Origin of the sequence: Prevotella sp. E15-22 (genome assembly GCF_023204875.1) — a bacterium.
Lineage (GTDB): Bacteria > Bacteroidota > Bacteroidia > Bacteroidales > Bacteroidaceae > Prevotella.
In genome coordinates, this window is record NZ_CP096247.1 from 809,398 (window position 1) to 835,287 (window position 25,890).

Sequence of the window (25,890 nt, forward strand, 5' to 3'; positions counted from 1 at the left end):
AAAAAATATCTCCGAATCGCAGGGCGACTCGGAGATAAATAAACGAACTTCAATGTATTAGATATATTATTTTTCCACGATATCACGGGCACGAGCCAGTGCCAGGTCAATGTGGTTGCAGATGTTCTCTTCGCCAAGAAGTTTGGGGAATCCGTTGCGATTGAGCACAGCCTCCACCTTCTCGTTGACACCTGAGAGGACCACGGTGATGCCTTCTCGCTGACTCATCAGGCACATGTTCTCGAGGTTGTGCAAGCCAGTTGAGTCGATAAAGGGCACCTTACGCATGCGGATGATGCGCACCTTGGGACGGTCGCCGAAGCGGCCCATCAGATCCTCGAACTTATTACCAGCACCAAAGAAGTAGGGACCGTTGATCTCGTAAACCTCGACACCAGCGGGAATGGTGAGGTGCTCCAGGTTGCCACGCTCCATGTCAGCATCCTCGTTCAGGTCGATCTCGTCGTAGACAGCCTTCACATCGGTTGTCTCGCTCATGCGCTTCATGAACAGCAGACATGCGCAGACGATGCCCACCTCGATGGCGATGGTGAGGTCGAAGATGATGGTGAGGAAGAACGTGAGCAGCAACACGGTGACATCGCTCTTGGGATTGCGCATCAGGGCCGAGAACGAACGCCAGCCACTCATGCCATAGCTCACTACCACCAGCACACCAGCCAGACAGGCCATGGGGATGTATTTGGCCAGGGGCATCAGGAACAGGAAGATGAGCAGCAGCACAGCGGCGTGCACAATACCTGCGATGGGTGAGCGTCCACCATTATTAATATTGGTCATGGTACGGGCGATGGCGCCTGTGGCAGGGATACCGCCGAAGATGGGCGACACGATGTTGGCCACACCCTGACCAATGAGCTCTGTGTTAGAATTGTGATGATCGCCAATGACACCGTCGGCCACAGTGGCTGAGAGCAGACTCTCGATGGCGCCGAGGATGGCGATGGTCAATGCTGGGGCAACCAGGCCTTTGATAGTCTCCCACGACAACTCGGGCACTACGGCATCGGGCAGTTCTGACGAGATGCTGAAGCGGTCGCCAATGGTCTCGATGGTGGTGATGCCGGCATACTGCTTCAGCAGCAGCACAACGATGGTCATCACGATGATGGCAATCAGCGAACCAGGAATGCGCTTGCTTAACTTAGGCGTTGTGGCAATGATGGCAATGCTGGCCAGTCCCACGCCTGTGCTCCAGGGGTCGATGTGGGTGAGGTTCTGGAAATAGGCAATCCACTTCTCAATGAAGTCGCTGGGAACATCGGTCATCTGCATGCCCAGCAGGTCTTTCACCTGTGTGGTGAAGATAGTCACGGCAATACCGCTGGTGAAACCCACGATAATGGGGTAGGGGATGTACTTGATGATGGTGCCCAGACGCAGCAGACCAAAGCCAATGAGGAACACACCTGCCATGAGTGTGGCAATGGTGAGACCCTGCATGCCGTACTGATTGATGATGCCTGCCACGATGACGATGAACGCACCAGTGGGACCACCAATCTGCACCTTACTGCCACCCAGGGCCGAGATGACGAAACCGGCTACGATGGCGGTGATGATACCCTTCTCGGGCGATACGCCGCTGGCAATACCAAAGGCAATGGCCAATGGCAGGGCCACGATGCCCACAATAAGACCGGCCATGAGGTCGGCCATGAATGTCTGTTTGTTGTAGTTCTTAAGAGCCGAAATCATCTTCGGCTTGAAATCGAAAGTTTGCATTTCTTTTATTTTCCTTATGAATTCGGGTGCAAAGTTATGCAAAAAAGATGAAATGAAAGCGGCTGTGTGCGATAACAACAAGAAAATGACCCTTATTTCTTGATTTATATCGGGCGATGAAAAGAAAAAAAAGACAATAAATGATGGTCGTTTGTCAATTATTCACTATCTTTGTGGCTGAAAATCAATAAACATTACTACTCTTTCAAAATTTCAAAAAAGAACAATGAAAAGAATCTTCCATGTCCTTATCCTTTGGACGATTGCCCTGTCTTCGTGGGCACAGGGCGTTTCTGCACTCGACCAGGTGAAGGCCGATCCCAGAAAGGCCTACGGCACAGACTATCCCTATTCGTTTGAGAAGGTGACACTGACCAAGGCGCCCAGTGGCTACACGCCGTTTTATATCAGTCACTATGGTCGTCACGGCTCGCGCTACTACTGGAACGACATGCTCTATCGTGAACTCGACTCGCTGCTGACAAAGGCGCACCGCCAGCATCAGCTCACGGCCGAGGGCGAGGCCTTTCGCGTGAAGTTCATGGCTGCCAAGGACGAGTTGGCCACAGGCGTGAGCGAGTTGAGCGACCTGGGATGGGAGCAGCATCAGTTCATTGCAAGGACGATGTACAACAACTTTGAGGAGCTGTTTAAGAAGGGTGGCGACATCTATGCCATCTCGTCGCTCACAGGTCGCTGTGTGCTCAGCATGGCATCGTTCTGTCAGGAGCTCACCCAGTGTAACCCTAAGATTGAGATTCGCATGGAGTCGGCACGCAAGGTGCTCGACGGCGTGAAGCCCGATGACCGTCAGAACCCCAAGCGATTGAAGTTTCCCAAGTCGCATCCGCGTTTTGAGCAGAACCGCAAGCAGTTCCAGTATAACGACAACCTGCGCGAGACCATCGTAGCTCGTGTGTTCACCAGCACTGAGGGACTGCCAGGCAACGTGCAGCACATTGGCAGCAACCTCATCAACCTCTATACCTCGCTGCCCAGCATCGGGCACGACGGCATGATGGGCAACATCATCAAGGACGAGGAGATGGCGGCACGCTGGGAGAACGAGAACCTGGGTGGCTATACGTGGGTGTTTGAGCCTCGCTATGATATGGCGCCAATCCTGCGCGACATCATCAACAAGGCTGAGAATAAAGTTAGCGGAAAGAGTAAGCTGCTGGCCGACCTGCGCTTTGGTCACGACACCTGTCTGGGACCACTCACCGTGCTGATGGGCATCAATGGTGCCGACAAGGACCCAGAGGATCCCTATGAGGTGAAGAATTGCTACCAGAACTGGCAGACGGGTAAGGCCTCGAACCTGCAACTCATCTTCTATCGCAGTAAGAAGCAGGGCGAGCCCATCCTCATCAAGTGTCTGCTCAATGGCAGGGAGTCAACGCTGCCTTTGCCCGCCGACCTCTATCCTTATTATAAATGGGAGGATTTTAAGACCTATTACCAGAAGGTGGTTGACAACGCTATATCGCTTTCAACACGTTAACCGCCTCGCCCACTGTGGGCACATCCGTGACCACCATCGAGCGCTTGCCGTTCTGCTCACGCAGGTTACAGCGACGCACGTTGGTGGTTGCGTATTCTATGATGCGACCGAAGGCTTCGCTCTGATAGAACGGGCTGCGGGCGTTGCTCACGAAATAGAGGAACATGCGGCCTTGCTTCAGCATGATCTTCTCGCAACCCAGACTTTTGCCGTAGCGACGAAGGGCCACCACCAGCAATAGCTCCTCGGCCTGTGGAGGCAATGGACCAAAACGGTCGACGAGGCGCTGGCGATAGGCCTCCAACTCCTGGTCATTGCGCGTGTTGTCCAGTTCGCGATAGAGCAGCATGCGCTCTGAGTCGCTGGGCACATACTGGTCGGGGAAGTACATCTCGAGGTCGGACTCGAGGTTGCAGTCGGCAACAAAGTCGCCAGAGAAATTAGACTGACTGGGTATTCTGGATTCTCTAGAATTACTGGATTCATTGGCTGCTTCCATCTCGGGCTCCTCGTTCCTCAACTCTGCCATCGCCTCGTTCAGAATCTTCTGATAGGTCTCGTAGCCCAGGTCTGAGATGAAGCCGCTCTGCTCGGCACCCAGCAGGTTGCCTGCACCACGGATGTCGAGGTCTTGCATGGCGATGTTGATGCCACTGCCCAGGTCGGAGAAGTTCTCGAGTGCCTCCAGGCGTCGGCGGCTGTCAACGGGCAGGGCCGAGAGTGGGGGCGCCAGCAGATAGCAAAAGGCCTTGCGGTTGCCACGGCCCACACGGCCACGCATCTGGTGCAGGTCGCTGAGACCAAAGTATTGGGCACTGTTAATAATAATGGTGTTGGCGTTGGGGATGTCGATGCCGTTCTCCACGATGGTCGTCGAGAGCAGCACGTCGTAGTCGTAGTTCGAGAAGTCGAGGATGATTTTTTCCAGTTCCTCAGGCTTCATCTGACCGTGGCCAATGGCGATGCGACAGTCAGGGATGTACTTCTTAATCATCTCGGCAATGTGGGTCAGGTCGCTGATGCGGTTGTTGACGAAATAGACCTGTCCGTTGCGACTCATCTCGAAGTTGATGGCATCGGTGACAATCTCTGCCGAGAAGGTATGTATCTCTGTCTGAATGGGATAGCGGTTGGGTGGTGGCGTCTGGATGACACTCAGGTCGCGCGCACCCACCAGCGAGAACTGCAGGGTGCGAGGGATAGGCGTGGCACTCATGGTGAGGGTGTCGACGTTGGTCTTCATCTGGCGCAGCTTTTCTTTTGTCGACACGCCGAACTTCTGCTCCTCGTCGATGATAAGGAGGCCTAAGTCCTTGAACTTCACGCTCTTGCTGATGAGCTTATGTGTGCCGATGAGGATGTCCACCTTACCCTCTGCCAGGTCCTTGAGAAGGGCTGTGGTCTGCTTGGTGGTGCGAGCACGTGTGAGATAGTCCACCCTGACAGGCATGTTCTTCAAGCGTCCCAGGAAGGTGCGATAGTGCTGATAGGCCAGTACGGTGGTGGGCACCATCACGGCCACCTGCTTGCCGTCGACAGCCGCCTTGAAGGCAGCGCGCACGGCCACCTCGGTCTTGCCAAAGCCCACATCGCCGCAAACCAGTCGGTCCATGGGTTTCTGCATCTCCATGTCGGCCTTCACGTCCTGTGTGGCCTTCAGCTGGTCTGGGGTGTCCTCATAGAGGAACGAGGCCTCGAGCTCGTGCTGCAGGTAGGTGTCGTGACTGAAGGCAAAGCCCTTTTGATGCTTGCGTGCGGCATAGAGTTTGATGAGGTCGCGAGCAATGTCCTTGATGTGCTTCTTGGTGCGCTCTTTCAGTCGTTCCCACTGACCAGTGCCCAGTGTCGACATGCGAGGCTGCTGACCATCGTCCTGCGACTTGTATTTCGATACTTTATATAAAGAGTGGATGCTCACATAGATGGCGTCGCCACGCTGGTAGATGATCTTAATCATCTCCTGGAAACCACCGTCCTGCAACGGCATCCTGACCAGTCCGCCAAACTTGCCGATGCCGTGGTCCACATGCACCACATAGTCGCCCACCTCAAACTGTTGAATCTCCTTCAGTGTCAGGGCCACCTTGCCGCTACGGGCCTTGTCGCTCTTGAGGTTGTACTTATGGAAACGGTCGAATATCTGGTGGTCGGTGAACAGGCAAAGACGGGCATCGTCGTCGATAAAGCCCTCGTGAAGGGTCTTGTCGACAGGGATAAACTCGATACCCTGCTTCATCTCGGCAAAGATGTCCTTCAGGCGCTCCTGCTGCTTAGCGCTGTCGGCCAGGATATAGAGTTTGAAGCCTCGAAGCAGATAGTCCTCCAGCGTCTGGGAGAGTAGTTCGAAGTTCTTATGGAACAGGGGCTGCGGCTTGGTGTTGAAGTGGATGACGGCAGCGCTCTTGTCTTCCTTCAGGAGGATTGTTCTGAAGGGCTCAGCATCGTTGGCAAACTGACTGCCAGTGATAATCTGGCTGTCGCGCTGCATCTCCTTCTCAATCTGGCGCTGCTCCATCTCGGTGGCCTCGGCCATGCGCTCCTGCAGGGCCTGCTGAGAGAAACCCTCCTGATAGATGCGCTCGATGGACTCGCGAATAAACTGCTGGTCGCGCATCACCAGCAGGGTGTCCTGTGGCAAGAACTTCAGAATAGACTCTTTCTCTTCTACGGCCGTGAGCTCTGGCACGATGTCCACGCTGTTGCAGCGCTCCTTCGACAGCTGGTTCTCAACCTCGAAGGTGCGGATGGAGTCGATATCGTTGCCAAAGAAATCAAGACGGAAAGGAAACTCATGACTGTAGGAATAGACATCGAGGATGGAGCCACGCAAGGCAAACTGACCAGGTTCATAGACATAGTCAACCTCGCGGAAACCAAACTCACGCAGGGTCTTGCAGATGCTGTCCACGCTGATGCTCTGGTCTTGTGTCAGTGTCAGACGACGGGCATCCAACTGCTTGCGCGTCACCACCATCTCGGCCAATGCCTCAGGATAGGTGACAATATATAATAGGTCGTGATGGGTGGCATGCGAAAGGACCTCTGTGCGAAGAATCTCGCTGGCTGGGTCTTTCTGACCGTATTTGATGGCACGTTTGTAACTGGATGGGAAGAAAAGCACCTGCTTGTCGCCCATAATCTGACAGAGGTCGTGGTAGAGATAGCCTGCCTCATCGGCATCCTGCATCACAAACAGCAGTTTGCTGCTGACTTTCTGTGCCAGTGCGCTAAACGTCATGGGTATTGCCGAGGCCAGCAGGCCGTCGAGGGAAATCGTTTTGATGGATGATTTCTCGATGGATTTTGCCAGTGCTGCCACCTGGGGCTTCATGGCATAGAGTGTCTGTAGTTCTTGTATATTCATTTCTTTGCGTTGCAAAGGTACGAATAAGCGAGGGGAAAACCAAATTTATTTGAGTTTTTCCGAGCGTGAGTACCTTGGACCGAAGGTCAAAGGTATGAATGAACGGAAAAGAAAACCAAATTTATTTGAGTTTTTCCGAGCGTGAGTACCTTGGACGCAGTTAAGGGTACTGAAAATACTTTAAAATTGAAAAGAAATTAGGATTTTTCCTTTGTATTTTGCTTTGTTAATCGTATCTTTGCAGTCAAATAAAGAAGGATTTAGAAATGAATACAAGCGACAGTATTGTCATTATTCCTACTTACAACGAGAAGGAAAATATTGAGAAGATTATCCGAGCCGTCTTTGGCTTGGAGAAGTGCTTCCACATTCTGATTATCGATGATGGTTCGCCCGATGGTACCGCCAATATTGTGAAAGGCTTGATAGCCAGTGAGTTTAGTGACCGACTCTTTATCGTGGAGCGTCGCGGAAAACTGGGATTGGGCACTGCCTATATTGCAGGATTTAAGTGGGCCTTGGAGCACGACTATGAGTATGTCTTTGAGATGGATGCTGACTTCAGTCACGATCCTAACGACCTGCCTCGCCTCTATGCTGCCTGTCACGATGAGGGCAATGACGTGGCCATCGGTTCGCGTTATATCACTGGTGTGAATGTGGTTAACTGGCCGATGGGACGTGTGTTGATGAGCTATTTTGCCTCGAAGTATGTACAGTTTGTAACGGGCTTCCCCATCCACGACACCACTGCAGGATTCAAGTGCTACAAGCGTCGTGTGCTGGAGACCATCGAACTCGACAAGGTGCGTTTCAAGGGCTATGGCTTCCAGATTGAGATGAAGTTCACAGCCTGGCGCATTGGCTTTAAGATCAAGGAGGTGCCTGTCATCTTCGTGAACCGTCAGGAGGGTACCAGTAAGATGTCGGGTGGCATCTTTGGTGAGGCTTTCTTCGGCGTGATGCGTCTGCGCTGGGATGGCTGGACACGTAAGTATCCGCAGATTAAGAACTAATGATATGAGCAATAAAAAAACAAGCTAACTTGCATGGCAGGTTAGCTTGTTTTTTTATTATTGGTCTGGATTCTCAACGAATCCTTGATATTCTGGAACAAGGGATGACATCACACTGTCGTAGGCCTGGTTCTTTGTCGCCTCTACGTTCTCGTTACCCTGACCCACGGGATAGATGGGGTCGTGGATGGTCAGTGTGAGGCGATGCCAATGAACAAACTTCATGTCGCGCATACGAGGCATGATGTTGAACGAGCCGTTAATGGTCAGGGGCACCACAGGCAACTGCAACTCGTCGGCCAGCATGAAGGCGCCCTTCTTGAAGATGCCCATGTGACCAGTGAATGTGCGTGAACCCTCTGGGAATACGGTGAGACTGGTGCCTCCCTGCAGCGTCTGGCGTGCCTGGTCGTAGGTGGCCTTGATCTTCTTTGGGCCGCGCTTGTCTACAAAGATCTGGTGTGTCTTGGCGCAGGCAAAGCCTACAAAGGGAATCTTGCGCAACTGGTGTTTCATCATCCACTTGAAGTGGCGGTTCAGATGACCGTAGATGAGGAAGATATCGAAAGCACCCTGGTGGTTGGCTACGAAGACATACGACTCTTTCTTATCCAATCGCTCGCGTCCTTCCACACGGACGGGAATCAGAAACAGCCATAGAATGATGCGCGCCCACCAACGGGGAGGGTAGTTGCCCCAGAAATGGCCGAAGCCCAGGGCTGCACCGATGATGATGGCGCTGGTGATGATAACTGTGACAACGACTGTCAGTGGGAATGCAATGAATAACTGATAGGTGTAATAAAGATATTTCATTGGTTACTGGGTTTACTTACTTCTTTTTTCTTAATGTGATAACAGCTATCTCTGCAGGGATGCCAAAACGGAAGGGAATGAGGCCCGATAGTCCGCTGGTGACATAGAGATAACGGCCGTCCATGTGGTAAAGGCCATACGACTCACGATACTTGAGGGATGCTGGTGAAAGACCAAGGAAAGAGAGCTGGCCGCCATGAGTATGGCCACTCAGGGTGAGCTGGGTGTGACTATGGCGCAGAATCTTTCTGCCCCACGATGAGGGGTCGTGCTCGAGCATCACCACAAAGTCGTTGCGACTCATGCCGTAGAGGGTTTCTTGCAAGTCGCCGTTCTGAGGGAAATGGTCGCCATCGCCATCGTTGTCCATACCTGCAATCAGGATTCTCTCCTTCCCCCTGCGAATGGAGCGACGCTCGTTGACCAGCAGTTGCCAGCCCAACTCCTCTTCTAAAGCCACACGTACATTCATGGAGTCGTACTTCTCGATCTCTGTGCCTTTGAAATACATGGGATAGTCGTGATTGCCGATGACGGAATAAACGCCATCCTTGGCCTTGATGCTTTTCAGAAGGTCCATGACTGGCAGAATCTCGCTGGGAATCTTGTTCTGCAGGTCGCCAGTGAATGCCACCAGATCGGCATCCTGGGCATTGATGCTATCAATGGCCTCTTTTAACAGGGCCTGGCGCCAGCCTGTCAGTGTGCCTACATGGGCATCGCTGAACTGCACAATCTTATAGCCATCGAAGGCTTCTGGCAGGTCGTCGAAGGCCAGTTCTATGTGACGGACCTTGAACTCGTTGACCCCAATATAGGTGCCATACAGAAAGACCAACCACAGGAAGAGCAGGGGAGCGGCCGTGGCCCATTTTATCCAGCGGCGTTTGCTATGTCGCCACAAGTATCCTACCAAGACTGTCAGTATCAGGAATACAGCCCAAGTAATATATATGTAGGTGTCTGGATCTAATCTGGTATAGGTGGTGGTAAATATACTACTCATGGTTATTTAACGGAATAGAAGTGGCTGACCCTTGTAATCGTGGTCTACCACACCTTGATTATATACCAAATGGCCGTTGCAGAGGGTTTTTTCTATGCGCCAGTTGAACGTATGTCCCTCCATGGGACTCCATTTGCATTTACTTTGGATGATGTCCTGTGTCACTGTCCATGGTGTCTTAGGGCGCACAATGGTGAGGTCGGCCTGATAGCCCTTGCGGATAAAGCCGCGCTCTTTTACCTCAAACAGCATGGCTGGGTTGTGAGCCATCAACTGAACCAGACGCTCTATGGTCAGTACCTTCTGGTCGACGAGCTCAAGCATGGTAGGCAGCGAGAACTGAACCATGGGCATGCCGCTGGCCGCCTTGGCGCAACCACCCTGCTTCTGTTCTAACAGGTGGGGAGCATGGTCGGTGGCGATGGTGGTGATGCGTCCGTCGTTGAGCGACTGGCGCAGCATAAACTGGTCGACAGGACTCTTGATGGCGGGGTTCACCTTGATGCGGGCACCCAGACGCTCGTGGTCGAGCATAGTGAAATAGAGATGACCAACAGTGACTTCTGCGGTGATATCTGCCGTCTTGGTGTTGTTTGTCGTGGCAGTGTCGCCACTTATGGGAATCAGTTCTAGTTCGTCGGCAGTGGAGATGTGGGCCACATGCAAGCGTGCCTTGTGTTTCTTGGCCAGTTCTACGGCTTTGGTGGTGGATGTCAAGCAGGCCTCTTCACTGCGAATCAGGGCATGTAGTGATACCTGCGGGTCGTTGCCCCAGGCTTTCTTGGCCTCTTCCATGTTTTTGTTGATGATGGCTGTGTCCTCGCAGTGGGCCATGATGGGGAGCTTGGCTGTTTGGAAGATACGGTTCAATGCGTCGTCACGGTCAACCAGCATGTTGCCTGTGCTACTGCCCATAAAGAGTTTGATGCCAGGAATGCGATGTACGTCGAGCTTGTCGAAGAGTGCTACGTTGTCGTTGGTGGCACCAAAGAAAAAGGTGTAGTTCACATGACTGCTCTTGGCGGCTCGTTGGAACTTATCCTCCAATGCTTCCAGCGTGGTGGTCTGCGGCACGGTGTTGGGCATCTCGAAATACGAGGTGACGCCACCGGCGGCGGCAGCGCAGCTTTCGCTGTCGATGTCGGCCTTCTCTGTCATTCCTGGCTCGCGGAAGTGCACATGGGTGTCGATGATGCCTGGTAAAACAAAACATCCTGTGGCATCTATCGTTTTGTCGACAGGCGCCTCAGGATGTTGTCCTTTCTTTAATATCTCGATAATCTTCTCGTCTTCGATAACTATTGAGCCCTCGAAGCACCTTCCTTCATTGACAATCTGTCCTCCCTCAATCAGCGTTCTCATCACCCGTGGCTATTTTATAGAATTCCTCTACGTCGGCACGTTGCTTAAACGTTTCGGGGGCTTTACTCATAATATGCTCAATCTGAGGAACCGACGAACTCATCTGTATAAAGACGAACGGACCCAGCACATTCTCGAAGTTGTCTACTACGAAATTGGTTACCAGACTGTCCTCCTGCTGTACGATGACGGCACTCTCTGCTGTTAGCGTGCGGTTAATGTCTTCCTCGTCAATGCCGTCCAGCAGCATCTGACTGTAACGATGGTCTAATTCCCTCATTTGGTTGTTCAGACGGTCGTGCTTCTCAAGAAACTCATAGAGCTTTTCGTTCAGGGTTGTGCCGCTCACCTTCTGTTGAGCGTTGTCAATATGGATGTTGATGTGTCCCTTCTCAACAACCAATGGCATGATGCTCTCGTCGTCCATAAAGAGTGATGCCATCTGGGTGGTGTCTATCGACCCACTGAAACGGAATTTGCCGTGCACCACCTCGCATGAGTCTATGTTGGTGAGTTCTTTGTCTTTTACGACCTTCAGGTAGAGTTTGCTGCCATCCAACTGGGGCACCGATGACGAACCTTCAATGACGTACGAGTCGGCACACGAAGTGAGAATAGCTGTCAGAGCAGAAATGAGTATCAGTTTTTTCATATTAAACATTGTGTTACAATGTGCAAATGTACGATGATATCTTGAACTGAGAAAAAAAATTTGCGCAATTTAAAACAATTGCGCAATCTTTTATTATTTTTTTGCTTCTTTTTCCAATTCATTACCAATTCTATAGGTAGTATAGAGCTGTAAAATGGCTGCCACCAGCAACAATACTACCCAGTTGTTCTTAACATAATTCAGATAATAGATCCAGTCAAGTCCCAATGCGTTACCCTGGTTGGCAAACATCAGAACTGCGGTGAGCAGAAACAGCACATCACTTAAAACCATGATGCGACGCAAACGACGGATAACGAAGTTGGTGCCTTCATAACGCTGTAGCATCTGCATGCTGGCAAAGCCAATGGCTCCTATGGCATAGACATGGGGGAACCATGATAGTTTGAATAGTCCCATGATGGCACCTGCCAGCATCAGCAGGGCGCCAACAACAAAGATGATGCTTTCTATTTTATTCAATTGTTTCATTGTCGGTGTCGGTGTTAATGCTCTCCTCGTCCTCGCTTAGTACGAAGATGTCCTCGTCGGCATGTTTCATGAAATAGCGCTCGCGGGCAATACGTTCCATGGCCTTAGGATTGCTTTGCAATTGGTGAATCTGTGTCTGGTCACGCTGGTATTCTCCCTCGTAGTGCTCTATCTCGTCTTTCAAATCGCTAATCATTATCTTGTTCTTGAAATGCGACCATACGCTGTTAGAGCCTATGAAACCAATGACCACAATACCAAACAGCAGTACCACTATATATTTCATATAGGGCACGGCAAAAATCGCTTTGATGGTTTCTTTTATCTTCCTCATATGATGTGATATGGTATTATCATTATAATCTCTAACCTCTCGATGCTCTTATGCTAATTGTAGGTCGAACATCTTGCGCAGACGCTCGATGGCAGGGTTCTTCTCGCTCATCAATTCGAACTGCTCTTTGCGGGTCAGTATCTTCTCGCGCTCTTTCTGCTCGGCTACACGCAACGACATGGTGATATCGTCGTTGTGCAGATATATCTTCAGCGTACTCAGGATGTTGCCCTTGATGGCTTCCATCTCGTCCTTGGCAATCTCGTTGGGGACCACCACCTCGACCTGGGGCATTTCCAGAATCTTGGGACTCATATTTTTCATGCGGGCCGCGATGCCGCTGTACTTCTGGGGCATGCGGTTGCACATGGACAACCATTGGAGTTCCAGCATGTCTTGTGAGAAGGCTTCGTGTCTGCTTCCATTCTTGTCATCGATGCCTGAGGTGCCAGGCAGTATCTGCATCTTCTTGTTGTTCTGCTGGCGCAGATTGCTCCAAGAGAGTCCCAGACTGGCTGCCTTGAGGGATGACTTTTTGATGGGACTGGCAGGGGCGGCAGCGTTTGCTTGCACTGTTGCCGTGGGTTGGGTTGCCGTACCGACAGGATTAGCAATACCAGGTTTGCTGGTTCTTTCAATCTTTGGCGCAGCCGCGGCCACCTGCTGGACCGCTTGCTTGGTCTGTGCCTGTTGAATCAGGTTCTTAAACAGGGATTTTAATCTTCTGGGCTTACGCCCACTGGCGGGCGAGTCCTCCGCAGCCTGTGTGATCTGAGCCACCTCGATGAGGGTCAGTTCCACCAACAGTCGCTTGTTGCTCGACTGGCGGTAGTTGATGTCACACTGGTTCATCAGCTTGAGTGCCTCATAGCAGAAGTGTGTGTTCACCTTCTGCGCCTGCTCGGCATAGCGTTGCTTGGCCTGTTCACTCACCTCCAAGAGGGGCAGTGTCTGCGGGTCTTTTGCCATCAGCACGTTTCTCACATGCTTGGCTAGTCCCTGAATCAGGAGTCCACCGTCAAAGCCGTTGTTCAGCACGTTGTTCAGCAGTACCATGATGTCGCCCACCTTGTTCTGTGTGGCCAGGTCTACTATCTGGAAGTAGTTGTCTGTATCGAGCACATTCAGGTCTTCTATCACCTTCTGATAGGTGATGTTGCCCTGACAGAACGATGCTGCCTGGTCGAAGATAGAGAGTGCATCGCGCATACCGCCGTCTGCCTTTTCGGCAATCACGGCCAATGCCTCGTCTTCGAAAGTGATGCCCTCTTTCTGTGCCACATGCTTCAGGTGGTCGATGGTGTTCTGTACCGTCATGCGCTCGAAGTCGTAAATCTGACAGCGACTCAGGATGGTGGGCAATATCTTGTGCTTCTCTGTAGTGGCCAGGATGAAGATGACATGTGCAGGTGGCTCCTCCAACGTCTTCAGGAATGCGTTGAAAGCAGCCGTTGACAGCATATGTACCTCGTCGATGATGAAGACTTTGTATTTACCTACCTGCGGTGGAATACGTGTCTGCTCCATCAGCGTCTTGATGTGCTCTACCGAGTTGTTCGAGGCGGCGTCGAGCTCAAAGATGTTCAGCGAGCGCTGTTCGTTAAAGCTCTGGCAGCTCTCACACTCGTTGCACGCCTCGCCGTCGGCCGTAGGGTTCTGACAGTTGATGGCCTTGGCAAAGATACGCGCACAGGTGGTCTTACCCACACCTCGCGGACCGCAAAACAGGTAGGCATGCGCCAGTTTTCCGCTCTTCACCGCGTTCTTCAGCGTGGTGGTAAGAGCCAACTGTCCCACAACCGTGTCGAACGACATTGGTCTGTATTTTCTTGCCGAAACAATATATTCCATTTTCTTGTTTTTGGTTTTGTTTGCAAAGGTACGAATAAGCGAGCAAAAAACCAAATTAAATTTGTGTTTTTTCGAGTGAGTGTTCCTTTGGGAATATAGTCCCAAGGGAACTAAAAAAATCCCGATAGCCGCTGTGGTTATCGGGATTTTTTTTAGTGTAATCTTTGTTATATCAGGGGCATACCCATTTTTTTGCATTCCTCACGCATGCTGTCGGGCCAGATGGAGGCCTGGATCTCGCCGATGTGAGCTTTGTGAAGCAACACCATGCACAAACGACTCTGACCAATACCTCCTCCAATGCTCAGGGGCAGACGGTCGTTGAGCAGCTGCTGGTGGAAATAGAGCTTCTCACGCTGCTGCTGACCCTCAATCTCGAGCTGGCGCAGCAAACTCTCTTTGTTAACACGGATACCCATTGACGAGAGCTCGAACGAACGGCCCAGCACGGGATACCAGATGAGAATGTCGCCGTTGAGGCCTTTGCGTCCGTCTTCGGCCACAGTGCTCCAGTCGTCGTAGTCGGGTGCGCGTCCATCGTGCTTCTCACCGTTGGCCAACTTACCACCGATGCCAATCACAAAGACGGCGCCATATTTTTTGCAGATGGCATCCTCGCGTTCTTTTGGTGTCTTGTCGGGATACATCTTCAACAACTCTTCTGCATGGATAAAGTGAATCTTCTCGGGCAGGAAGGGCTTGATTTGCGGATAACTCTCGCATACAAGATATTCTGTACGACGGATGGCGGCATAGATGCGCTCCACGATGTTTTTCAAGAAAACCAATGTGCGGTCTTCCTTGCGGATAACAGCCTCCCAGTCCCATTGGTCCACATAAAGTGAATGCAGATTGTCCAACTCTTCGTCGGCACGGATGGCGTTCATGTCCGTATAGATGCCGTATCCTGGCTCTATTTCATATTCGGCCAGTGTCAGTCGTTTCCATTTGGCCAGCGAGTGAACCACTTCGGCACGTGCGTCGTTCAGGTCCTTGATGGGGAAGGTAACTGCGCGCTCCACACCATTCAGGTCGTCGTTGATACCTAAGCCCTGCAGTACAAACAGTGGGGCAGTAACACGGCGCAGGCGTAACTCAGTGGAGAGATTCTGCTGGAAAAACTCCTTAATCAGCTTGATGCCCTGCTCGGTCTGTCGCATGTCGAGCAGGCGCTGGTAGTCTATGGGTTCTATAACTTGACTCATATGTTTATTTGCTTGATTTCTTCAGATTTGCATGCAAAGGTACAATATTAATATTAATTTGCAAAACATTTATTTAAAATATTCTCAAATAGAAAGTAATTATTGTGTTTTTGTGACTATTTGTCATTCGCGCGCGTTATAATAAAAGGAATACCCTAATCTTTGTCCTTTCAACTGCAAATTCTGACAAAAGGCCTACTTTTAATTCTCAATGTCAGCCTAAGTCCAGCTTTTTTTGTAACTTTGCACGCAGAAAAAGAATACTAACTATTGACACAAAACAAATGAAAAAGCTATTTCTTTTCATTGCGGCTCTGATGCTGACGCTTGGCACACAGGCCCAACGAATGACAGACAAATTAGATCGCGGATTGGTGGCCATGAAGACCAGTACGGGGGTGTACCTCAGCTGGCGTATTCAGGCCGAGGAGTACTATGATGTGACCTATAACGTGTATCGCGACGGTGTGAAGGTGAACCAGGTGCCCCTGAGTACCTCGAACTTCACCGACCCCAGCGGCATCATTAATAGTAGTTATCAAGTGGCTGCTGTGGTACGTGGCGTTGAACAGCCGTTTAGTGTTGCGCAGAAGCCATGGTCGTCAAGTTACAAGGAGATTCAGTTGAAACACGAGGGCATCAAGAGTAAACTGACGCCTAATGATGCCTGCTGCGCCGATGTTGACGGTGACGGTGAGTTGGAGATTCTGATGAAGTTTGACAACCAAAGCGAGATTGATCAGTCGTTCCCCAAGAACGGTCCTAAGATTAATGGTGTCGATACCAAGGAGTATAGCATCATGGAGGTACTCAAGCTCGACGGCACCCGCTTATGGTGGGTCAACTGTGGTCCGAACATGGGTGATTTCCAGAATAACGAGCAGAATATCGTGGCCTACGACTGGGACCAGGACGGCTGCGCTGAGGTGATTATGCGTGCCTGCGACGGAACCACCATCCACATGGCCGACGGTACTACCTATACCGTGGGTAATGCTTCGGCAAATGTGCGTGGCGCCACAGGCGGTGGTGCCAACTGGTTTGTTATCACCACTGGTGAGTATCTGCTTTATCTCGATGGAAAGACGGGACAGGTGCACCAATGTTTGCCTTATCCTCTTCGTTTGCTGGAGAGTGGCGAGAGTGATGTGAACAAGGCTTGGGGTGATGGCTATGGTCATCGTGCCTCGAAGCACTTCTTTGGTGCACCCTATTTCGATGGCCGTAAGCCCAGCATCTTCATTGCTCGTGGTATCTACACCCGTCATAAGATGATTGCCTATGATGTGGATCCTGCCACCCACACGCTGACAGAACGCTGGCGCTGGTTCAATAACACCAACGGTCCGTGGAAGGGACAGGGTTATCATAACTACTGTGTGGCCGATGTCGATCTGGATGGTCGTGATGAGATTGTCTTTGGCTCGATGGTCATCGACGACAATGGTAAGGGCCTCTCTACCACTGGCTTTGGCCATGGTGATGCCGAGCAGGTGGGCGACCTGAACCCATATCATCACGGACAGGAGGTCTTTGCTTGTATGGAGGATAATCCTGGCACGAACTTCCGCGACGCTACCACGTCGAAGGTCTTCTTCCGTTATACGGCTGGCCGTGATGTGGGGCGTTGTATGGCTGGTAATTTCTCGAACACCTATCCAGGTGGCATCTGTACGCCAACAGGTGGAAAACCTTTGAGCACAGTGACTGCTGCCGTTAATAGTAATTTGGTGGAGGAAGGTATCAACCAGAACTTCCGCATCTATTGGGACGGTGATCTCTGTGAGGAGACCTTCAACTATGTGAACGGCAAGAATACTGAGGGCTGCATTGCGAAGTATGGCTCGTGGAGTCCTATTTATACCTGCGCTGGCTCGCAGACCAACAACGACACCAAGGGAACTCCCTGTTATCAAGGCGATATCCTGGGCGACTGGCGTGAGGAGATTATCATGCGTACGGCCACAGGTAATATCCGAATCTATTCAACGCCCACCTCTACAGATTGGCGCATTCCATCACTGTGGTACGATCATCAGTATCGCAATGCAATGGTGTGGCAGATGTGTGGCTACAACCAGCCCCCACGTCCCAGCTACTTCCTGGGTGAGATGGAGGGCATTACTATTGCACCGCCCCCATTGACCATGACTGGTCGTACTGAGGTTGCCGACGGCGGTACCATCGGCACTAGTCTCAACGGACAGCATGTCATTGTGTGTGAGACGAAAAACAGTGCTGTTACCATTGCTGCCGGCGCCCAGCCAGAGGTGCTGACCTTTAATGTGCCTACATGGGTGCAGGGAACGGCCGCCAGTGAAAGCACCAACCAGAATGCTAAGATTAACTACACCACCTATACTTGTACGGTGAGTGGCGCAGGTATCAGCGGCACTGGTCGACTTGTGAAGCAGGGTGATGGTATCCTGGCTTTGCCCAAGGCTGACTTCGCCCACACGGGTGAGACCAATATCTGGGGTGGCACGCTGAAGTTCGACGGTACCATGAAGCAGTCGCCATTGTGGCTCAACCGTCATACGGAGCTTGTCTCTGACGGTGGTGTGTTTAAGAGTGTTCGTGCCGACTATGGCTCAGTCATTCGTCCTGGTGATGCCGACCATCAGGGTTCTGTTACCATCGACACCCTGTCGCTTGGCTTTGGTTCACGCCTTTCTCTTGATCTCTATAGTGCCAATAATCAGGCCGATGTTGTTAAGACAAAGGTGCTGAAGATTGAACAAAAGACGGGCTCTGTCTGGAAACAGTTTGGTCCTGATTACCTGACGCCTGTTGTTGAACTTAAAGGCCACCTGGCCGAGGGCGAGACAAAGATGGCTGCAGGAAAATATGTCATCGCCGAGGTGGGTGAGATTGAAGGTAATATTGCCGACCTAGTCATTGAGGGACTGGCCACTCAGAAGCGCCAGTTGCTGGTTGAGGATGGCAAACTGATTCTCGAGATTGTGGGCATGCGCGATCCTGATGCCATCAGTTGGACGGGTGCCGAGAGTAATAAGTGGGATGTGGGCGAGACTGCCAACTTTATCATTGGAGCCGAGGCGGAAGCTACCACTTTCGTTTCAGGTGATATTGTGACCTTTGACGATAACGCTACCACTAAGAGTGTCAGCGTGAGCACAGAGGTTTATCCCTCTACAGTACTTGTCAGCAACACGGGCAACTATGTGTTCAGTGGAACAGGTGCCATCAGCGGCACAGCATCTCTTATCAAGGAAGGTACGGGTACGCTGACCATTAATAATGAGAACAGCTATACTGGCGGCACGACTCTTGTTGCAGGAACAACAAAGGTGAAGAAACTGGCCAACCAGTATTCGGCCACAGGTAACCTGGGTGGTGTTACCACCAAGGCCTCGCAGTTCATCATTGGCGATGGCGCCACACTGATGACCACCGCTGCCGTGGAGCAGGGTTCACCCATGCAGATGACTGGCGATGAGGGTGGTATCATCAATAATCAGGCTGACTTCATTGCTGCTAAGGCCATCACTGGTACCAAGCTCACCAAGAAGGGCAGTGGCTGGTTGAAGCTGACTGCCAACAATAGTGGCCTGACACGTCTGGTCATCATGGCAGGAACTGTGCAATGCCAGGGCATTACCACGCCTGCGAATACTGTAGAATTCCAAGGTGGTACACTCAACGAGAGTGCAGGCAGCGGTTATACGATTGACGTCCCAGAGGGAAAAACTGGCAACTGGTATATGGCCAACCGTTCTACTTATAGTAATAAGGTGACGGGCAAGGGAACGCTCAATGCCTATTGCGTCACAGAGAAGGGCACCAACTATTATGCTACACGCACGCCTATACAGTGTAACTTCAGTGCTTTCGAGGGAACATTAAAACCCTTGTCAAGTCTTGATGGCGATGTGAAACGCTTCACTCTCAATACCTCTACGGGCATGCCTAAGGGCACCATGAATATTGCTGCTGATGTTGAGGTACAGAACAGCGGTAAGACCTTCCGTATTGGTAAGGTGACGGGATCTGGTAAACTGGGTGGTAGTTGTACCTTCAGTAATGGTGCCAGTGTAGGTGCCAACACTTGGCAGGTGGGCAACGATGACGATTGGAGCACCAGTGTTAAGGTTACCTCGAATGCTAACTTTGCTAAGGTGGGTAGTGGTCGTATCACCTGGAACAGCGTTAACGACAATACTGGTTCTACCACCATTAGCGAGGGTGAGTTGAAGTTGGGAACCAACGCCCAGTTGGGTACAGGCAAGCTTACTGTCTCCCAGAATGCCGTCCTCGTCTTCTCGAGCAAGCCCAAGGCACTGAACAACTCGGCCTATGCTATCAACGGTAAGATTCTCATCGAGCTCAACGCTGGCCATAACCTGCAGGTGGGTGACAGCATCCGTTTGTGGAACGCCAAGACCTTCACGGGTAATCCCACCGTTGAGGGTACCAACGGCATTGAGTGGGACGCCAGTCGCTTGTCAGAGGGACTCCTCTTTGTCAAGAGCATCGACACGGCAATCCGTCCAGCTATTGACTTGAGCAAGAGCCCTGCAGATATCTATGACCTCCGTGGTCAACTTGTTCGTCAGCAGGCCACCAACCTCCGTGGACTTAAGCCTGGTGTTTATGTTATCGAGGGTTGCAAGGTCGTGATAAGATAAATTGTTAGTAAAGTATCAACAGAAGAAAGCCGCGAGCAATGTTGCTTGCGGCTTTCTTCTGTTTGTATGATGCATATTATGCTTCTTTCTTAGGTTCTCCTGCCTTCTTCTTTGGGGTAGCCTTCTTCTTTGGGGCAGCCTTCTTAGTAGCAGATTTCTTAGCTGCAGGAGCCTTCTTAGCAGCAGGCTTCTTCTCCTCTTTCTTAGGCACCTCCGTAGGCTGTAGCTTAGCCAACTTTGTTTTCAGACGTTCAATCTCTGTGTCCTTCATCTCAATCTCGTCACCCTGGTTCTTGATGGTTGTGAGCAGAGCGTTGAGCTCGTCATTCTCAATCTCTTGTGGATAGAGGGCGTTCACACGGTTGATGAAGTCGCCGAGGATGTTCATATAGTTGGTGAAAGCATCGAACGGTCCGCTGTAGATACCACGGTCCAGACCAACGTTTGAAGGCTTGGTGGTCATAAAGCGGAAGTTGTTTGAAGCCTGCAGGTAGTCCCAGTCCTGATTGATGCGAGGATCGTTTGCAATCAGCAGACGGTCGGCCACAGAATAAAGCTTCTGGAAAGCCTCGCGCTGCATAGCGTTGCCTAACCAGCATGAGCAGTCGCGTTCCTCGTCAACCCACGACAAGGTATCAGGCACGTTGATGGCACCCACACTCTTGGTCTTCATGCATATCTCCGTTGGTGTAGAGAACGTGATGCCCTTCTGCTTGGCACATACGGGCAGTGCATGCAGGAATTCAAGGATATTTGAACTGAGTGGCTGAGCAATGCCCAGGGCCGACAGCTCCATGAAGATATTGATAATCTGCTCTTCCTCAGGCAGGCGGGCAATGCGGTCGATATAGGCATCGGCAAACAGAGGATAACCCTCCCACTCGGCATTGTTGAAGCGCAGAGAGATGTCATCGCTCAACTCCACATCGCGCAACAGAAGCTTCAGTGAGGGAGCCATGTTGCAGTTGTATACATAGTGCGGACTCTTCCATCCCAATACGTGCTTGGCACCCTCTGTCAGCATGCCCTTGAAACCCAAAGCGGCAATCTGTGCGCCAATGTCATCGCTGTAGATGAGCGATGAGTTGCGAGCCACTGTAGGCTTCTTGCCGAAGTACTCCTCCATCTTGGCACACTGCTTCTTCATGTCGCGTGCAAAGGCGTCGGGGTTGGCCAATGACGACAGACCGTGACTATAGGGCTCAGCGAGGAACTCCACGCATCCCGTATCATTCAGTTCCTGAAGTTTTTCCAGCACCTGAGGTGCGTGCATCTCCAACTGCTCGATGCCAGTTCCCGAAAGCGAGAATGCCACTTTGAAGAACTTGCCGTTCTCCTTGATCATCTGCTGAAGCATGTTCAGTGCAGGCATGTAACTGCGCTCGGCAATGTCGCTGATGCTACGCTCGTTCTCGTAGTCGTCATAATAATAATGGTCTGTACCGATATCGAAGAAACGATAACGCTTCAGATGGATAATCTGATGTATCTCGAAATATAAACAAATCGTTTTCATAACCTTCAATTTTCAATTTTCAACTTTCAATTAATTACTATTCCCATCCTAAAGTTCTGCGGTAGAGTGTGCGAATCCAGCGGCCCACCTTCTCCCAGGTAATCTGGTCAACCTCTTTCTTACCCTCTTCCTTGAGGAAGTTGAAGAGAGAGTCATTGACGCAGATAGAGTAGATGGCGTCGGCCAGAGCGTGCACATCCCAGTAATCCACTTTGATACAGTTGTTCAGAATCTCGGCGCAGCCACTCTGTTTCGAGATGATCGAGGGAGTACCGCATTGCATGGCCTCCAGGGGCGAGATGCCAAAAGGCTCTGATACGGATGGCATCACATAGACGTCAGAGTTCTTCAAACACTCGTACACCTGCTTGCCGCGCATAAAGCCAGGGAAGTGGAAACGGTCGGCAATGCCGCGTTCGGCAGCGAGATAAATCATCTGGTCCATCATGTCGCCTGAGCCTGCCATGCAGAAGCGCACGTTACGAGTGCGGTGTAGCACCATGTTGGCAGCCTCGACGAAATACTCTGGGCCTTTCTGCATGGTGATACGTCCAAGGAAGGTAACGATCTTCTCTTTGCCAGTATGGTCAGGACGAGGAATGTCCTGATATTCCTGTGGCAGGGGATAGACGGCGTTGTGCACGGTGAAGCACTTACGTGGGTCCTGATGATACTGGTTGATGACTGTCTGACGAGTCAGCTCAGACACACACATGATACAGTCGGCGTTGTCCATACCGTTTTTCTCAATAGAATAGACGGTGGGGTTCACCTTGCCGCGACTGCGGTCGAAGTCGGTGGCATGCACATGGATGCACAATGGTTTGCCTGACACCTGCTTGGCATGGATGCCGGCAGGGAAAGTCAGCCAGTCGTGTGCGTGGATAATGTCAAATTCCTCAGTGCGGGCCACCACACCAGCAATAATCGAATAGTTATTGATCTCTTCGTGCAGGTTGCCAGGATAGCCTCCGGCAAACTCCATACATCCAAGATCGTTGACATGCATATAGTTGAAGTCAGCATAGATATGCTCACGACACTTATAGTAGTATTCCGGATCCATGATGTTGCCCACGCGCTGTTTTACATAGTCGTAGTTCACATCACGCCAGGCAATAGGTACAGCATTCATGGCCACGATACGGCATGCATGCTGACTCTCATCGCCAAAGGGGTGGGGCAGGCAGAGTACGGTTTCAATGTCACCCTGTGCTTTCAGTCCCTCTGAAATACCATAGTTAGCGGTGGCAAGTCCACCGAATACATGAGGAGGATACTCCCATCCAAACATTAATACTTTCATCGTCGGTCCTCCTTATTTCTGATATGAATACTTTTCAAGCAACTTCATGGTGCGCAGAATCTCGGCCACGTTCATGGCAAACGACATGGCACCTCGTCCGTGGAAGGGTGGGTTGCCGTCGAACAACTCAGAGATTGTGCCTAAGGCATGATAGTCCATCTCGTCCTCATAGCCCACCATCTGACGCTCAATGAAACTCAAGCGGCTGCGCTTATACAGTTTCAGACAGGCCTCCATATAGAAGCCGCCCAGCCAAGGCCATGCTGTGCCCTGATGATAGGCATAGTCGCGCTGAGTCTGCGGACCCACATACATGGGGTTGTAGCCACCGCTCTTAGGCGACAGCGAGCGTAGTCCCTTTGGCGTCAGTAGTTCGCGTGTGCAGATGTCAACCACGTTCTTCATTTGCTGTTGGTTCAGGGGCGAGTAGTCCAGTGCCACGGCAAAGATCTGGTTGGGGCGCACGCTCCAGTCCATCATGTTGCCGTCTACATAATCAAGCAGGTAGCCATATTCGTTGACGAACGTGTCAACAAACGACTTCTTGGTCTTGGCGGCCAACTCCTCCAGCATCTCGGCACCCTTTGTGTCGCCTTTCTCCGATGCCATTGACGCGCAGAACTTCACGGCGTTGTACCAAAGCGCGTTGAATTCCACGATATAGCCCGAACGAGGCACCACCGGCTTGCCATTGGCCTTGGAGTTCATCCATGTGATAGCCTTATCGCGACCGTTGGCATAGAGCAGTCCGTTGTCGTCCAGTCGGAGGTTAGGATGCTTGTCGTCCTTGATATAGATGATGATGTCCTGCAACAGCTTGCCATACTTCTCGAAGGCTTTGTCGCGACCTGCGTAGCGGGCGTACTGCTGTATGGCCCAAACGGCCCACAGAGGCACGTCAGGCTGATCCATCTCGTAAATCTTCACTGTCAGAGGCTTGCCTTCCATAAACTCGCGCAGACCACGCTCGGCGGTGTTCATCACCAATTCGAAGTAGTCCTGCTCGTCGATGGCCAGGGTCAAGCCAGGAAGCGATATGAAGGTATCGCGGGCACGGCACTTGAACCAAGGATAGCCGGCCAGCAGATAACGGGTGTCATCGGCCTCGCGGTTGTGGAATTGATGAGCAGCCGTAACCAGACAATGATAGAAATTATCGCGTGGTACACGGAGATCCAGTTCCTTTTGGAACATAGACTTTAGTGCGCTCGACTTTGATTGCGATGTTGAGGCGGCGAAGACAATGCTTTCGCCCTTCTTGATGGGCAACTCGAAATAACCAGGTACGTAGAGGTCCTCGTTCGAGGCATAGCCACGCTCTTGCTCCTTTGGATACTCGATGCCACGATACCAGTCGGGCTGGAAGATAAACTCGTTCTTCTTGTTGAACTGCATGAACAAATCGGGATAACCCTTATACATACAGGTGGAGATGCCGTTGTCCACAAGTTTATATTCGCGACTGGCAACGGAGTTTTCATGGGTGAACTGACGTACGGAACGGAATGCCAGGAACGGACGGAAACGCAGGGTAGTGGCAGAATGAGCCTCTTCCAGGGTGTAGCGAATCAGGATGCGATCCTCGTAGGCCTGAAAGATAGTCTCGCGCTTCAGAATAACGCCTCCCACACGATAGACGGTAGTAGGAATAAGGCTGGCATCGAATTCGCGGATGTACTTATGTCCTTTAGGACTAAAGTTGTTGCCTTGATATTTGTGGAGGCCCAGGTTGAATTCTGCTCCGTGCTGCACCACCGTACAGTCGAGTGACGACAGGAGCACGTGGTTCTCGTCGTCAATCTGGGGTACAGGCACAACTAGGAGGCCATGATACTTTCGCGTGTTACAGTCTACAAGTGTAGACGCGCTATAGGCACCGCCTCGGTTGGTTCGGAGCAATTCACGACGCAGACTCTCCTCCAGGTTTGTCATCACGGCTTTTTCGAATCGTAAATAACTCATAGTTCCTATCTTAAGGTTTTTATTGTTAATAATTTCACGTTTTAGATTTCTTTTCCAAAAGTACGAATTTTTATTTGGACTACAAAATATTTGGGAATCTTTTTTGTTTTTTGCGTCCAAAAACAACAAAAAGATGACTTTCCTGCCACCTTTCTGTTTCGTGCCTTAGTCGGGAATCAGGAAGTTGATAACCTCTTGTTCCACATGGATGCGATACTCGCCCACAGGTTTTCCAATCACGTTGCCGTCTACACTGACAAGAGCCTTGCCCGTGTCGAACTTCATGCTGTGTGTGCGATAGGGGTGTACGCTCTTATGGTTGAGAAAGCGTCCTGTGATTAGTAGCCACAATCCCTCAATAAACTGCTTTATCTTGAGGTTATAGACAACCGATACGTCGAGCAGTCCGCTATAGGGCACGGCATTGGGCGTCTGTCCGTAGCCATAGGCATTGCCCACGCATGCGGTCATAACGCTTCGCTCCACTACCTCGTAGTCTATTTCCAGGTGCATCTTGTAGTCGTGACGATGAAACAGTAGGGGAATTAGCGACCACAGGAAGGCCAGTTGCTTGGAACCCAGCACCTCTCGCGCTTGTCGGCGCAGGTTCATGATGTCGGCTGTGAGTCCAATGTTAACGCAGTTCACGAAATAGCGGACACATTGTCCCAGCTTCTTGTCCTCGTAGTCAATGCATCCCACGTCAATCTTTCTGATGCGGCGATGCGTCAACCATCTCACTGTCTGTTCGTCCTCTTTCTCCTCGAACCCCCAGAAGCGGGCAAAGTCGTTAACAATTCCGTTGGGGATGATACCTAAAGCCACCTCATCGCGTATGCTTTTTTCTTCGCGCATCAAACTGTTAACGGCATCGTTCAGGGCAGTGTCGCCGCCAACCACAATGATGGTCTTGTAGCCATTGTGAACCAGCATGGTCATCAATCGTCCCACGCTGTCGGTCGACTCGCTCTGTACAAAGTCGTACAGCACACCCTGGGCATCCAGCTCTCGCTGTAGTTTCTCCCAGCGCTTGTGTGTTCTGAAAAAGACTTTCTTGGGACAATACAGTACGCCCCATCTTGTTTCTTCCACTGCCATGATAGTGATTT

At 51.3% G+C, this 25,890-nt stretch carries 17 protein-coding genes; 3 read left to right on the top strand and 14 right to left on the bottom strand.

The genetic code is table 11. The features are described from left to right. Window positions 1–66: 66 nt before the first annotated feature. Entirely contained in the window at window positions 67–1,746 is a 1,680-nt protein-coding gene (locus M1D30_RS03040) for a SulP family inorganic anion transporter (protein ID WP_248506146.1), read from the bottom strand. Between the two features lie 226 nt (window positions 1,747–1,972). Here M1D30_RS03040 and M1D30_RS03045 point away from each other — a divergent pair, with 226 nt between their 5' ends. Further along, complete coding sequence (locus M1D30_RS03045) at window positions 1,973–3,250, top strand: hypothetical protein (protein ID WP_248506147.1); 1,278 nt, start codon at window positions 1,973–1,975, stop codon at window positions 3,248–3,250. Here the strand turns inward: M1D30_RS03045 and mfd are convergent. Next, window positions 3,228–6,614 (bottom strand): transcription-repair coupling factor, encoded by a 3,387-nt coding sequence (gene mfd, locus M1D30_RS03050; RefSeq protein WP_248506149.1) that lies wholly within the window; start codon window positions 6,612–6,614, stop codon window positions 3,228–3,230. The two genes, M1D30_RS03045 and mfd, sit on opposite strands and share 23 nt — an antisense overlap. A 266-nt stretch (window positions 6,615–6,880) precedes the next feature. On the opposite strand from mfd, the gene M1D30_RS03055 reads away from it, so the two are divergent. Next, a complete protein-coding gene (locus tag M1D30_RS03055) occupies window positions 6,881–7,630 on the top strand; it encodes a polyprenol monophosphomannose synthase (protein ID WP_248506150.1) in 750 nt (249 codons plus the stop codon). 57 nt (window positions 7,631–7,687) lie between these two features. Here the strand turns inward: M1D30_RS03055 and M1D30_RS03060 are convergent, their stop codons facing one another. The 8 genes from M1D30_RS03060 to asnA all read right to left on the bottom strand — a co-directional run bounded on the left by M1D30_RS03060 (window position 7,688) and on the right by asnA (window position 15,348). After that, window positions 7,688–8,446 carry a 1-acyl-sn-glycerol-3-phosphate acyltransferase gene (locus M1D30_RS03060; protein ID WP_248506152.1) on the bottom strand — a complete coding sequence of 253 codons (759 nt, stop codon included), beginning with the start codon at window positions 8,444–8,446 and terminating at the stop codon, window positions 7,688–7,690. A 16-nt stretch (window positions 8,447–8,462) separates the two neighbouring features. Next, window positions 8,463–9,452, bottom strand: a complete 990-nt coding sequence (locus tag M1D30_RS03065) for a metallophosphoesterase (RefSeq protein WP_248506154.1) — start codon at window positions 9,450–9,452, stop codon at window positions 8,463–8,465. Window positions 9,453–9,458: 6 nt separating this feature from the next. Then, complete coding sequence (locus M1D30_RS03070) at window positions 9,459–10,814, bottom strand: dihydroorotase (protein WP_248506156.1); 1,356 nt, start codon at window positions 10,812–10,814, stop codon at window positions 9,459–9,461. Further along, window positions 10,798–11,466: a DUF4369 domain-containing protein gene (locus M1D30_RS03075; RefSeq protein ID WP_248506158.1), complete on the bottom strand. Its 669-nt coding sequence runs from the start codon at window positions 11,464–11,466 to the stop codon at window positions 10,798–10,800. The genes M1D30_RS03070 and M1D30_RS03075 overlap by 17 nt, the downstream gene beginning before the upstream one ends. A gap of 93 nt (window positions 11,467–11,559) precedes the next feature. Beyond that, on the bottom strand, window positions 11,560–11,958 hold the full coding sequence (locus M1D30_RS03080; RefSeq protein WP_248506160.1) for a hypothetical protein: 399 nt from the start codon (window positions 11,956–11,958) through the stop codon (window positions 11,560–11,562). Then, window positions 11,942–12,292, bottom strand: coding sequence for a septum formation initiator family protein (locus M1D30_RS03085; RefSeq protein WP_248506161.1), 351 nt, complete (start codon window positions 12,290–12,292; stop codon window positions 11,942–11,944). Before M1D30_RS03085 ends, M1D30_RS03080 begins: the two co-directional genes overlap by 17 nt. 48 nt (window positions 12,293–12,340) lie before the next feature. Further along, a complete protein-coding gene (locus M1D30_RS03090; RefSeq protein ID WP_248506163.1) occupies window positions 12,341–14,143 on the bottom strand; it encodes a DNA polymerase III subunit gamma/tau in 1,803 nt (600 codons plus the stop codon). Between the two features lie 167 nt (window positions 14,144–14,310). Continuing rightward, entirely contained in the window at window positions 14,311–15,348 is a 1,038-nt protein-coding gene (asnA, locus tag M1D30_RS03095; protein WP_248506165.1) for an aspartate--ammonia ligase, read from the bottom strand. Window positions 15,349–15,632: 284 nt separating this feature from the next. Between asnA and M1D30_RS03100 the strand changes: the two genes are divergently transcribed. Beyond that, window positions 15,633–19,997 carry an autotransporter-associated beta strand repeat-containing protein gene (locus tag M1D30_RS03100; RefSeq protein WP_248506167.1) on the top strand — a complete coding sequence of 1,455 codons (4,365 nt, stop codon included), beginning with the start codon at window positions 15,633–15,635 and terminating at the stop codon, window positions 19,995–19,997. Window positions 19,998–20,073: 76 nt separating this feature from the next. Here M1D30_RS03100 and M1D30_RS03105 read toward each other — a convergent pair whose 3' ends face one another. From M1D30_RS03105 to M1D30_RS03120, 4 genes are all read right to left on the bottom strand, one after another. Continuing rightward, window positions 20,074–21,513, bottom strand: coding sequence for a glycoside hydrolase family 57 protein (locus tag M1D30_RS03105; protein WP_248506169.1), 1,440 nt, complete (start codon window positions 21,511–21,513; stop codon window positions 20,074–20,076). A gap of 37 nt (window positions 21,514–21,550) precedes the next feature. Further along, the gene (locus M1D30_RS03110; RefSeq protein ID WP_248506172.1) at window positions 21,551–22,819 is read right to left on the bottom strand and encodes a glycosyltransferase family 4 protein; all 1,269 of its coding nucleotides are present in this window, start codon (window positions 22,817–22,819) and stop codon (window positions 21,551–21,553) included. Window positions 22,820–22,831: 12 nt separating this feature from the next. Continuing rightward, window positions 22,832–24,781 (bottom strand): glycogen debranching enzyme N-terminal domain-containing protein, encoded by a 1,950-nt coding sequence (locus tag M1D30_RS03115; RefSeq protein WP_248506174.1) that lies wholly within the window; start codon window positions 24,779–24,781, stop codon window positions 22,832–22,834. Between the two features lie 165 nt (window positions 24,782–24,946). Then, on the bottom strand, window positions 24,947–25,879 hold the full coding sequence (locus M1D30_RS03120; RefSeq protein ID WP_248506176.1) for a diacylglycerol kinase family protein: 933 nt from the start codon (window positions 25,877–25,879) through the stop codon (window positions 24,947–24,949). Between the last annotated feature and the right edge of the window lie 11 nt (window positions 25,880–25,890).

What these genes read in the sequence shown, in the direction of transcription:
- asnA (WP_248506165.1), bottom strand. Translation starts at nt 15,348, where the DNA reads ATGAGTCAAGTTATAGAACCCATAGACTACCAGCGCCTGCTCGACATG.
- M1D30_RS03100 (WP_248506167.1), top strand. Translation starts at nt 15,633, where the DNA reads ATGAAAAAGCTATTTCTTTTCATTGCGGCTCTGATGCTGACGCTTGGC.
- M1D30_RS03090 (WP_248506163.1), bottom strand. Translation starts at nt 14,143, where the DNA reads ATGGAATATATTGTTTCGGCAAGAAAATACAGACCAATGTCGTTCGAC.
- M1D30_RS03110 (WP_248506172.1), bottom strand. Translation starts at nt 22,819, where the DNA reads ATGAAAGTATTAATGTTTGGATGGGAGTATCCTCCTCATGTATTCGGT.
- M1D30_RS03115 (WP_248506174.1), bottom strand. Translation starts at nt 24,781, where the DNA reads ATGAGTTATTTACGATTCGAAAAAGCCGTGATGACAAACCTGGAGGAG.
- M1D30_RS03085 (WP_248506161.1), bottom strand. Translation starts at nt 12,292, where the DNA reads ATGAGGAAGATAAAAGAAACCATCAAAGCGATTTTTGCCGTGCCCTAT.
- M1D30_RS03075 (WP_248506158.1), bottom strand. Translation starts at nt 11,466, where the DNA reads ATGAAAAAACTGATACTCATTTCTGCTCTGACAGCTATTCTCACTTCG.
- M1D30_RS03070 (WP_248506156.1), bottom strand. Translation starts at nt 10,814, where the DNA reads ATGAGAACGCTGATTGAGGGAGGACAGATTGTCAATGAAGGAAGGTGC.
- M1D30_RS03120 (WP_248506176.1), bottom strand. Translation starts at nt 25,879, where the DNA reads ATGGCAGTGGAAGAAACAAGATGGGGCGTACTGTATTGTCCCAAGAAA.
- M1D30_RS03060 (WP_248506152.1), bottom strand. Translation starts at nt 8,446, where the DNA reads ATGAAATATCTTTATTACACCTATCAGTTATTCATTGCATTCCCACTG.
- mfd (WP_248506149.1), bottom strand. Translation starts at nt 6,614, where the DNA reads ATGAATATACAAGAACTACAGACACTCTATGCCATGAAGCCCCAGGTG.
- M1D30_RS03040 (WP_248506146.1), bottom strand. Translation starts at nt 1,746, where the DNA reads ATGCAAACTTTCGATTTCAAGCCGAAGATGATTTCGGCTCTTAAGAAC.
- M1D30_RS03045 (WP_248506147.1), top strand. Translation starts at nt 1,973, where the DNA reads ATGAAAAGAATCTTCCATGTCCTTATCCTTTGGACGATTGCCCTGTCT.
- M1D30_RS03105 (WP_248506169.1), bottom strand. Translation starts at nt 21,513, where the DNA reads ATGAAAACGATTTGTTTATATTTCGAGATACATCAGATTATCCATCTG.
- M1D30_RS03080 (WP_248506160.1), bottom strand. Translation starts at nt 11,958, where the DNA reads ATGAAACAATTGAATAAAATAGAAAGCATCATCTTTGTTGTTGGCGCC.
- M1D30_RS03055 (WP_248506150.1), top strand. Translation starts at nt 6,881, where the DNA reads ATGAATACAAGCGACAGTATTGTCATTATTCCTACTTACAACGAGAAG.
- M1D30_RS03065 (WP_248506154.1), bottom strand. Translation starts at nt 9,452, where the DNA reads ATGAGTAGTATATTTACCACCACCTATACCAGATTAGATCCAGACACC.